Annotated in this window: 9 protein-coding genes; 7 read left to right on the top strand and 2 right to left on the bottom strand. The window is 50.5% G+C overall.

Annotated features, from left to right (window positions below):
* Window positions 1-246: 246 nt before the first annotated feature.
* The 7 genes from lpdA to ACFSW8_RS16335 all read left to right on the top strand — a co-directional run bounded on the left by lpdA (window position 247) and on the right by ACFSW8_RS16335 (window position 8,048).
* Window positions 247-1,626 carry a dihydrolipoyl dehydrogenase gene (gene lpdA / locus ACFSW8_RS16365; RefSeq protein ID WP_377087528.1) on the top strand — a complete coding sequence of 460 codons (1,380 nt, stop codon included), beginning with the start codon at window positions 247-249 and terminating at the stop codon, window positions 1,624-1,626.
* 169 nt (window positions 1,627-1,795) lie between these two features.
* Window positions 1,796-2,815, top strand: a complete 1,020-nt coding sequence (locus ACFSW8_RS16360) for a DUF4339 domain-containing protein (RefSeq protein ID WP_377087530.1) — start codon at window positions 1,796-1,798, stop codon at window positions 2,813-2,815.
* 219 nt (window positions 2,816-3,034) lie between these two features.
* Window positions 3,035-4,054: a DUF4339 domain-containing protein gene (locus ACFSW8_RS16355; RefSeq protein WP_377087534.1), complete on the top strand. Its 1,020-nt coding sequence runs from the start codon at window positions 3,035-3,037 to the stop codon at window positions 4,052-4,054.
* A gap of 97 nt (window positions 4,055-4,151) precedes the next feature.
* Entirely contained in the window at window positions 4,152-5,591 is a 1,440-nt protein-coding gene (locus ACFSW8_RS16350) for a sulfatase (protein ID WP_377087536.1), read from the top strand.
* 77 nt (window positions 5,592-5,668) lie between these two features.
* Window positions 5,669-6,580, top strand: a complete 912-nt coding sequence (hemF, locus tag ACFSW8_RS16345; RefSeq protein ID WP_377087538.1) for an oxygen-dependent coproporphyrinogen oxidase — start codon at window positions 5,669-5,671, stop codon at window positions 6,578-6,580.
* Window positions 6,581-6,803: 223 nt separating this feature from the next.
* On the top strand, window positions 6,804-7,046 hold the full coding sequence (locus tag ACFSW8_RS16340; protein WP_377087539.1) for a lipopolysaccharide assembly protein LapA domain-containing protein: 243 nt from the start codon (window positions 6,804-6,806) through the stop codon (window positions 7,044-7,046).
* A 192-nt stretch (window positions 7,047-7,238) separates the two neighbouring features.
* Window positions 7,239-8,048 (top strand): PEP-CTERM sorting domain-containing protein, encoded by an 810-nt coding sequence (locus ACFSW8_RS16335; RefSeq protein ID WP_377087540.1) that lies wholly within the window; start codon window positions 7,239-7,241, stop codon window positions 8,046-8,048.
* Here ACFSW8_RS16335 and ACFSW8_RS16330 read toward each other — a convergent pair.
* Window positions 8,045-9,118 (bottom strand): DUF21 domain-containing protein, encoded by a 1,074-nt coding sequence (locus tag ACFSW8_RS16330; RefSeq protein WP_377087542.1) that lies wholly within the window; start codon window positions 9,116-9,118, stop codon window positions 8,045-8,047. The genes ACFSW8_RS16335 and ACFSW8_RS16330 overlap by 4 nt on opposite strands.
* Window positions 9,119-9,292: 174 nt before the next feature.
* Entirely contained in the window at window positions 9,293-11,296 is a 2,004-nt protein-coding gene (locus ACFSW8_RS16325; RefSeq protein WP_377178784.1) for an SEL1-like repeat protein, read from the bottom strand.
* Window positions 11,297-11,370: the final 74 nt, after the last annotated feature.

The raw sequence follows: 11,370 nt of genomic DNA, 5'->3' as shown, positions 1-11,370 counted from the left end.
AGCCATACTGAGCTGTCAGCAATATTCGCACCAATATGAAGAGGACTTCGCTGACAGCACACTAGGAAACCACCGCACCATCAGCGCCTGATGCTGTTTTGCCACGGCGCCCTCCCCGAAGGAAAACGAATCTCGCTGAAACTTCACACTTTTCACTTTTCACTTCGCACTTCCACTCCTACCTTTCCCGCATCCAATGCGCGGCTCTGGCCAAAAGCGCGGAAATATTCATCCTAAACAAATATTATGTCATACGACCTCATTGTTATTGGCGGCGGCCCAGCCGGATATGTTGGTGCAATTCGCGCAGCTCAGCTTGGTAAAAAAGTAGCTTGTGTCGAAGTCGACCGCGCTGGCGGCACATGCCTCAACTGGGGCTGTATCCCAACTAAAGCTCTCCTAAAAAATGCAGAGCTCTACCAAACACTCACAAAAAAGGCCAAAGAGTTCGGCCTCTCCTTCGACAACCTCCAATACGATTGGTCAAAAGTAGTCGGACGCTCACGTAAAGTTTCCACACGCCTCGCCGGCGGTATCGAGTTCCTCTTCAAAAAGAACAAAGTCGACTACATCAAAGGCCACGGCAACGTCCTCGGTGACAACAAAGTCGAAGTCATCGCCGCTGACGGTACAAAACAAGTGATCGAAGGATCCAAGATCCTCGTCGCTACTGGCTGTAAGTCCCGCGAACTCCCACCACTTCCCTTCAATGGTAAGTCAGTCATTTCTTCCAAGGAAGCGATGGTACTCGAGGAACAACCAAAATCACTCGCCATTATCGGCGCAGGCGCTATCGGCGTGGAATTTGCCTACGTCTACAACGCATTTGGTACTAAAGTCACTCTCATCGAGATGATGCCAAATATCCTTCCTGTCGAAGACGATGAAGTCGGTGCTGAAATCGGCAAGTCCTTCAAAAAACAAGGTATCAACGTCCTCACCGACACCAAAGTCACTGGCACTCAAGACAATGGTGACTCCGTCACCCTCACCGTCGAAAATGCCAAAGGTACTCAGGAAATTACCGCAGACGTCTGCCTCGTAGCTATCGGCGTCGCCCCTGTTCTTCCTGGTGGCCTCGAGCCTGAACTCGATCGCGGATTCATCAAAGTCGATGACCGCTACGAGACTTCCATCCCTAACGTCTTCGCTTGTGGTGATATCTCTGGCCCACCATGGCTCGCTCACACCGCTTCCTTCGAGGCTGTCCAAGCTGTAGAAGGCATGTTCATCGAAGGCAAAGTCCCACGTAAAGTCGGTAACTTCCCAGGCTGTACCTACGCCCACCCACAAGTAGCGTCCGTAGGTAAAACCGAGCGCGCACTCAAAGAAGAAGGCGTCGAATACAAAGTCGGTAAGTTCCCATTCGCTGCCATCGGAAAAGCACAAGCTGCCGCCGACACTGAAGGCTTCGTCAAGCTCCTCTACGGTAAAGAACATGGTGAACTCCTCGGCGCTCACATCATCGGTGACAACGCCACTGAGCTCATCGCAGAAATGGGCCTCGCTCTCGAAATGGAATGTACCGCGGATGAAATCCATAGCACCATCCACGCACACCCAACTCTCGCAGAAGCAATCCACGAGGCGACACTCGACGCCGACGACCACGCGATCCACTTCTAAGCCCCTCGCATAGAAGAACAATGATTTCAAAAGGCGATCAGATTCTGATCGCCTTTTTTCTTTCCCTCATCACACTCAATCTTCGCCAGCTCAGCTTATTTGTCTCTTTTGAAGTGCGATTTGGTATTAGAACTTCACACATCTAACTTCTAGCTGCACACTCACACCCATGTGGTACTACACCCTCAATGGCCAACAAGCAGGCCCGATCTCCCAAGCCGAACTCGCCCAAAAACTCTCCACCGAACTCACACCTGACACCCTCGTCTGGCAAAAAGGCATGACCGACTGGCTCCCGGCCAAGCAAGTTCCAGCATTCCAGACCTCTCAGGATGCTGCCATCGCTCCACCTCCCAGCCCATCGTCAATCTCTAACCCATACGCTACCCCCAATACCTCTGTCGCACCAGATCTCGATAACAACACTGCAGATGAAATCCCTGAAACTCCAATCCCCTTAGATATCGGATTCTGCGTGTCTCACGCCTGGAAGGTAACCACCTCCCAGTTTGGTAACGTCTTTCTAGTCTGGTTTGTTTATATCTTGCTGTCCTTTGCCATCGCATTTGCCTTCTCAATGGTAGCCTCCCTAATTGACGGCCCGAGCACCGCTATGCCTGTCGATAGCTTCAATGACATGACCCCAGAAGAAGCACTCGCCGAAAGCCTCAGCCAAAGCAACCAACCCATGCAGTGGGGTGCTCTCATCATGGAAATCCCAAAGCAAATCCTTACCACCTACATCGGACTAGGCCTCACATTCATTGGACTCAACCTCCTGAGAGGAAGAGAAGCCTCCCCCTCCCAGCTCTTCTCCCAAAGCGCTTCGAAGCTCATCAAAGTCCTTCTCGCTTCTATCCTTTACGGCCTCATCGTTGGCATCGGCCTCATCTTCCTCGTCATTCCAGGTATCTACCTCGGAATCCGCCTCATGTTCTATCACACCGCCATCGTCGACAAAGACCTCGGAATTATAGAGTCACTCAAATACAGCCTCGAACTCACTAGGAGCAATACCCTCTCCATCTTCGGACTCTGCATCCTCAACATCCTCATCGTCATTGCTGGAGCAATCGCCCTCTTAGTCGGCCTCATCTGGGCAATCCCAGTCACTTGGCTCTCCATCCTCATCGCCTATTGCTACCTCCACCGAGGAGAACAATCTATCGCTCATCACTCGAATATCTAACACATCCCCCCTTAACACATTTGGACACATTGTCTTGTCTGTGAGTGAAGGCGCATGTTTCGACTGGCTAAGCCCCCCTAAGCCCAGTCCCGAGCTGGCTGAAAGGCACCCTTTCCAGAAATAATCCAAACATCGCTTAGCGAGCGAAGCGATGTGCAATCACGGCCTAACCAATTGAGCCCCACAAATAGCTGCTAGACGAGAAGCTCTAAAAACCACATGATCTCCTGCGACATGTGGTACTACACCCTTAAGGGCGAACAAGCCGGCCCTATCTCCCAAGCCGAACTCGCCAAAAAACTCAATGGCGAGCTGCCTTCTGATACTCTCGTCTGGCATGAGGGCATGCACGACTGGACTCCCGCTTCTGAAATGAGCGAGTTTCGCAACCTCGATCCTAGCTCCCCACCGCCACTGCACCAGCCCTCCCCTCCGACTCTCTCCCCCTATGCCACTCCAAGAGTAGGCTCTAACACGGTGCAAAACCAGCAAACCGAATATCCCCTCCCGCACGTAAAGCGAGCTAACTACGCCCTCCTCATCATTGCATTCGGCAGTGCATTTGTCGCATTCCTCATTCTGTTTGCCTCACTGACAGCTGCATTCATCGAGCTCGTAGAATCGACAACACACTCTGCCTACCAAGCCTCCCAACAAGAAAAAGAACGCCTCATTCCTTTAGAAGAAATCGAGCTGATTCCCACCCCCGCCGAGCCGCATTCCTCAGATGAATCTCCCCCTCCCATCGAGGAAGAAAAGCTTCCCCAGCCCACTGCCCCACCTGAGCTCCCTGACTTCTCTTCTTTCTTGAGCCCCGGTATCATTTTTAGCGCGATTTTGATGCTCGCTACCAGCGTTTGGGGCACGGTCCTAGGTGCCATCTATGTCTACCGAGCTTGGGTCGTCCTCCAACCAGCAGGCGCCCACACAACACCAGGAAAAGCTGCAGGCTTTCTCTTTATCCCTCTCTTTAATTTCTATTGGGCCTTTATCGCCTACTGGAAATGGGCCGAAGAATGGAACCTCACCCGCAAACGCTTCGCCTCCCTCAACGCCTCCCCTCAAGCCGCCGAAGGCCCCTTTCTCGCAATGGCCATCTGCCAATGTGTCTCCCTCGTCTTTAGCCTAGCTGGCCTCGCCCAAATCGTCCTCTACTTCGTCGGTATGAAATCAATGTGCGATGTCATCAACTACGCCGCAGAGAACGCCCCGCAGAACGATCACTCCACGACTGCATAGCACAGACCAAACCTCCAAATCTCCCCCCATCACGCACTCGATCTTTTTGAACTCTAATTGGTAGAGCACCCACTGCCCCCACGTACCCTATTGCACCATGAAACACGCACTCCTCATTCTGGCCGCCCTATTGAGCCCTCTCATAGCCGCCCCCAAAAATGTCGTCTTCTTTTTTGCCGATGACCTCGGCTACCACGACCTCGGCTGCTTCGGCTCAGAATTCTACGAAACCCCTCACCTCGACGCCCTCTGTGCAGACGCGCTTAAACTCACCCAGGCCTACGCCGCATGCCCAGTCTGCTCCCCCACTCGCTCCGCCGTCATGACCGGACAATACCCAGCCCGAACAAAAAACACCGACTACTTCGGCGCCTTCAACCCAGCCCCTGGAAAAAAGGTCCCCACCCGTTGGAAAAAAATGCCCGTCCTCCCCGCCCCCTACATCGAAACCCTAGAAGCTAAACACACCACCATCCCCGAAGCCCTAAAACAACATGGCTTCAATACCTTCTTCGCCGGCAAATGGCACCTTGGATCAAAAGGCTCATGGCCAACAGACCACGGTTTCGACATCAATAAAGGAGGCTGGACCCGAGGTGGCCCCTACGGAGGAAAAAAATACTTCTCACCCTACGGTAACCCCACACTCACAGACGGCCCAGAGGGTGAACACCTCCCCGACCGACTCGCCACAGAAACTAACAAATTTATCGAGTCCACAGGTGATACCCCCTTCTTCGCCATGCTCTCCTTCTATTCCGTCCACACCCCACTCATCGGACGGAAAGACCTTGTCGAAAAATACAAAAAGAAAGCCGCCAAACTAGGCTATTCCGATTCCCAACGCTGGGGCTTCGATACCCCACGAAGAGTCAGACTCAAGCAAGACCACGCAATCTACGCCGCCATGGTCGAAGCCATGGACCAAGCCGTCGGTAAAGTCGTTGCCAAACTTAAAGAAACAGGAAAATACAATGACACTGTCATTATCTTCACTTCAGACAATGGTGGCCTCTCGACCTCCGAAGGTTGGGCCACTTCTAACATGCCTCTGAGAGGTGGCAAAGGTTGGCTCTACGAAGGCGGCATTAAAGAACCAACCATCATTCGCATTCCAGGAAATACAAAGCCTGGATCCACCTCTGACACCCTCTTCACCAGCACCGATATTTTCCCAACCATTCTCGATGCCCTGAACCTACCACTTCAACCAAAACACCACATAGACGGAGTAAGCCTCCTCAAAGCAGACCCAAAAAGACCACTCTACTGGCACTACCCACACTGGGGAAACCAAGGTGGTTCCCCAGGTGCCGTCGTTAGGCTCGGTGACTATAAACTCATCCGCTATTACTCAGGAAAACCATCAGAGCTCTTCAATCTAACCAAGGACCCGAAAGAACAAAACAACCTCTTCACCAAAGAATCACAAGTCGCCAACAAACTAGGCACAATGCTCGATTCCTGGCTCGCCGATACCAAGGCAAATATGCCAACAAAAAATCCAGACTACCCAGGCCACATCGATAAATGGTAATCCCCCCCTCCTCCAAGAAGCCGCCATTCCAGAATTGCGTCCCACAAGCTCTGTACCTATAAGCTCCTCCATACCACATGAACGCAACCATCGATACCGACGCCATCAAAAAATACTTGCTCGGCCTGCAAGACTCTATCTGTGCCCAACTGGAAGCCGCTGACGGAAAAGCATGCTTCCAAGAAGATTCCTGGCAACGTGAAGAAGGCGGAGGAGGACGCTCCCGAGTCATGGCCGATGGCGCAGTTTTCGAAAAAGGTGGGGTCAATTTCTCCCACGTCCATGGTGCCTCCATGCCAGCCTCAGCGACTGCGCACCGACCTGAACTTGCTGGACGCTCATTCGAAGCTATGGGCGTCTCTCTCGTCATGCACCCCCATAACCCCTACGTCCCAACAAGCCATGCCAATGTACGCTTCTTCTGCGCGAAAAAAGAAGGGGCTGACCCCATCTGGTGGTTCGGTGGCGGCTATGATCTCACCCCCTATTACGGCAACGACTCAGATTGCCAGCATTGGCACCAAACCGCCAAAGACGCATGCGATCCCTTCGGCGCTGATATCTATGAGCGGTTCAAAAAGTGGTGCGATGACTACTTCTACCTCAAACACCGCAACGAACCACGTGGTGTCGGTGGCCTCTTCTTTGACGACCTCAATGAACTCGGCTTTGACCAGTCCTTCGCTTTCATGCGCTCGGTGGGAGATAGCTACTGCAAGGCCTACCTACCGATCGTGGAGGCTCGCAAAAATACCCCATCCGGCGAACGCGAACGCCAATTCCAACTCTACCGCCGCGGCCGCTACGTCGAGTTCAACCTCGTCTTTGACCGTGGCACCCTCTTTGGCCTTCAATCCGGTGGGCGAACTGAGTCGATCCTCATGTCACTCCCACCACTCGTGCGCTGGGAATACGATTACCACCCAGAGCCTAACTCTCCGGAAGACAAACTTTACACCCACTACCTCACTCCAAAGGATTGGGTCTAAGCGAAACTAACTCCTTTTGTGGACAAACGGATTTGCTGGGCAATGAGAGATCATCTGGTGACTGGCAAGGCGGAGATTGAGGAGTCCCGCTCACGCGAGATGGCACAATTGCCATCGCAGTGAGGTGCCAAATCAGCCTCGAAGCACGAAATTGGATTGCATAGACCGGTGATTTTTCATCTCATTTTCATACTGTGAAGCAATTTGTCCACATCACCTAACAATGACTACTTCAAAAAAAATCCGCCTCGGTATCACCCTCGCGCTCGTCGCCCTCGTCATTGTTGTGATTCTACAAAATACCGAACAAGTCACCACTACCGTCTTGTTCGCTACAATCAAAATGCCACTCGCCTTCCTCCTGTTCCTCACTTTCTTGATAGGCGCTTTGGGTGGCTTTTTCTTGGCCTATCTGCGCATCAATAAGCGTATCACGAAGGTGCAAAAGAGCATCGAACATCGGTGATGCCCTCCCCTCAAATCCCCCCTCCTCACCTCGATTAGAGGCCAATCAATGCTGCGGTAGCCCTCCCTCAGTCGACTACTAACCGATCGCCTTCCCCGGCCCTACTCCCCCAATGGCAGCAGCCCCCTCTGCACTTTTGTGTTGCCTGAGAGTGAGAAAGAGTGTTAGAAAATACGCTCACCATTTCTCACTATGCATTCATACTTAACAACTCCCACCCTACTTCTGAGTATCACCTGCATCAGCTCAGCCGCCACCTCAGCCATTCTCATTGATAACTTCTCTGTCGTTGGCACCCCAAACCCCGACCCCTCACCAGACCCTGCCAGCCAAGTAGAAATTACCGGAAGTGAAATCAGCAGCACCCTTCTCCAAGAAAGCCTTGGCGCCAGCGCTATCGGTAACCGTAGAATATCCATCACGATCGACCCAAATGACCCCTTCGGCTCCCCAGGCATCGGGACAGACAATGTCGGACGCACCGTCATCTCATCAGCAAACAGCCGCCTCAGCCTACAAAACGTCCGCGGAGATGGGGGCGGCGCTGAAGACGACTACTCTACCCAACACGAAGTCTCATGGAGCCTCACAGGGAGTAACCAAAATATCCTCACCAACTCAGGAGTTGCCAATTTCCAAGACCTCTCCTTTGCCGTCGACTTCTCCACCGGAAACGCACTCCCTGGTACCAGCAATGTCAGCTTCACCTTTCGCCTAGTCGATACCTCCGACAATATCTCACAATACGCCCTCATCGCTAACACCGCTGACATCCTCGCCGGCTCAGAACTTCATGCATCCTTCCTCAGCTCATCAGGAAGCTTCGACGGCGATAGTGTGAAATCTATCTTCTTCGACACCAACCTCGGTGTCACCGCTAACAATGACTTTAAACAGGTCAACATCGACCAGATCTCTATCGTACCCGAGCCCACCACCACAAGCCTGTTGCTAGCCTTCGGTAGTATCAGCCTGCTCAGAAGAAGACGCGCTTCTCTCTAACTAGATGGACGCAAACCGTGCTCTTCCGCACGGTCCGAAGGATCCATCGGCACCCTCTGAGCAATACCCCTCAAAAGGTGACCAAAAATGTCAGCTCCCGTGATGATGCGCTTTTCGTGCTCAGTCCAGTACAAGACAATATCCTGATCCACCACGTGGTCGTTGCGGTCATCAGCCTCTACCACAAACTGGCCTAACACCGAGTCTAGAGTTATGTCAGGCTCATCGATCAAAATCGGACGGTGGCAAAATCTATACACGTCCACAGACCCATCATAAGCAAGATAACGCGCCAAGAACTCCGGCGTGTCTAACACGATAAGAGGCTCACCCTCTTCGTCCGTAATCACCCGCCACTTTGCCGGATTCACCTTCAATCCCGCTAAAAATGCCTTCCCTTCCTCAGTGTTGAAATCTGGAAACTCAGGTAAATCCATCTTAGTCGGCAGCTCCAGTATCGTACTCTGCTTGATCACACTTCCCTCACGCGAAATCTTCCTGTCATCCAATGCCAAAAAGTTCAAAGCTCCACGCCCTTCATTCGCACTGATCTCACTATCGTCCTCATCAATGTGCTTCTTGAGAATAATCTCAATGTCGCGCTCACGATAAAAGGACGGTCCCTCAGGGCCAATCCATCCATCCAATATCAACGCACATGGCTTTGCCACCGGATATAACAATAACTGATAAAAACGAATGATCGGTATCAGCTTCGCCCCCACCCTCAATGCATTCCTCGAAAAATACGCCTGCGGAATGATCTCACCAAAAAAGGTAATCCCCACAGTCGAAAAGATAAATCCTGCCACACCCGCCATCACATTGTCAGATAACAATGCTAACAATACGTTCACAGAAACATTGCCCCACAAAATCGTACACAACAACAAATTGGAATCCTGCCTCAGCCTCAATATCGACTTCGCCGCACCATTCCCCTTCTCAGCCTCCGCTTCTAAACCCATCCGACCCAACGAAAATAAGGCCAAGTTTAAGCCAGAGAACATTGCCGACTGTGATAAACAGAAGACTATCCCTACCCAAATCCAAATATGTTCCGCATGCATTCTCTATCAAATTCAGCCCCCTGCTGAATAATTGCTGCCTCTACATATACAGCTAATTGAAAAAGTGCGAGTAAAAGTCACACCACTTTTTATAATGGCCATAGACTACCATTGATTTAGCTACTCAGTGGAAACCCTCAGCGATTCCCCTCCATACTCCGAAATCCACAACTCCTACTGTAAATTGAGAATAAGCTTACGCTTTTTCGTTTTCAAATTACTGTCAAAAGCCCCTTTTATTCCACATTGGGAACGCCCAATATGCAGCTGAGCGTCCTCACCCCGGGGCCAAAGTTGAATGAGCCTCATAAACAAATTTCTAGAATTCCTCCCCTTCAGACTCACTCCGTGAAATGACTCTATGACATCACCTTCTATGAACCCCTTATTTTGATCAGCCCATCCTCCTTTGATCGAACAGATCATTGGCAAACTTGTAGCGGTCTCACCGTCAAAAAGGATCTGCCACCCCATAACTGCACCAAAAGCATTTTGCCCTTGATCACAACGCCCCTCTCTATCCAAAGACAACAATATCTCCTCGACCTGCCCCTTAAATTCACCCGATTTGAATTCTTGTAAAACTGCTCTCAATCTATCGTCATCTTCAATAAGCAGTCGACATAAATGCTGAAGCTCGTGCGTGCTCATTTCCTTCCTTCCAAGATATTTTGAGAGTATATTAGCTGTAGCTACACCACCTTCTAAAGCATCATCTACAAGAGTAAGAATGCCACCCTCCGTACAGACAGATGAAATGGAAAAGTCCGGAGGCGTTTTGCTATCAAACTCGTATGAAGCAGGAATATGTCCGTATTCTTGCAGTTTTTTAAATGCAGCTCGACGGTACTTTTCACTGTGGGGGTATCCATCCTGAAGCAATTCCCTTACCTTTCCTCTAACTTCTTCGTCTATATTCTTCTCCACTCTCTTCAACCACATTGCCTCGACTTTTTTCCATTCTCCATGATTTCTCTGCATAGCCCACTCACAGGCTGCCACAAACTTGACTAAACTCTCTCCTTCCAGAGGCTCAGCCTCTAATGTTCCCAAATATCCAGCTAACCAGTGGGCTCCATAGGAGGTATCCGCTCGATACCCCAAATGAGCCAAACCTATATCTAAATACTTCTTATCAAGCTTCTCATGCTGTGTGGCCATACAAAATGCCACGCCCAAAAAGCAGTGAGTTTCTCTATCATGAGGATAGCGCTTCAGGGTATCAAGGTACACTTTAACCGCCTCCTCACACTCTAAGAATGGTTTCCTCCGATCACCATCCATAAACAATCCCTCAGCATGAATCTGACACGTACGAACCCTGCGGTCACCATTCATATATGCAACCTTAGCCATGTTTTGAGTTGTTGCTTTGTCACCCACGACTATCGTTGCCCCCTCCATTCTACTATATTTACTCCACCGACATGGACTGATAGACTCTTTGAAGGCCATCGGTTCTCCCGCATTCATTGCATCTATCAATTCTGGAATGTATATATGACAGTTGTCGTTTTCTATGAGATCCCATATTGAACTCATACTCCAGCAATATGCTTTTGCCTTCCTAAACTCATTCACTCGCTCGCGCAGACTTTCGACATCCTTTGGACTCAAAAAGTCTCTATTTACAGGATGTCCCGTTCGATCAAAGTATCGCTCATAAAGTATATCTGCAGCCCACACAGATTGATATTTACTATGCGCTTCTAGTAGCAATGGCATTGCTGCCTCATCATCGCGCTTTCCCTCCAACCCTCCAAGAAGTTTGAGGCGCGCTTCCAATTTAATGCTCTCCATATTAGGAATGCGCTGGCTCAATTTATACAACCTCCTTGCTTCACTCTTTACTGGAGGTATTCCCATTCTAGCAAATTTATCCAACACACCTAAATAAATGAAGTCAGCCATTCTAGCCTGCGCAAGAGGATGCCCCCCTGATGACGCCAACTCTAAATGGTGTCGAAATAATTTTTCATCATATGGAACCCCTATGCTAAAGAGATAACACTCCGCCAATACTTTGTGCCCTAAATACGACCCTTTTAAGGCGGACTCTCTTGCTCGCTTAACGATCAAATCCTCGTCGAAGGGCAAATCAAGTAGACAGTTCTTGGCACAGTATGCCCATTCAGCAATAGCATCAACCTCGTTCTCACGCACTTTTTCAATCAACATATCCCTGTCCCGAATGGCACGGACTTAAGCGGTTTTTCGTGTAGCCCCTCTATGCGGGATTTCTCTAAAGGTTT

Source organism: Rubritalea tangerina, from assembly GCF_042683245.1.
GTDB classification, from domain to species: Bacteria; Verrucomicrobiota; Verrucomicrobiia; order Verrucomicrobiales; family Akkermansiaceae; genus Rubritalea; species Rubritalea tangerina.
The sequence above is the reverse complement of the archived record's forward strand: the minus strand, read 5'-3'. Positions and strand labels throughout refer to the sequence as shown.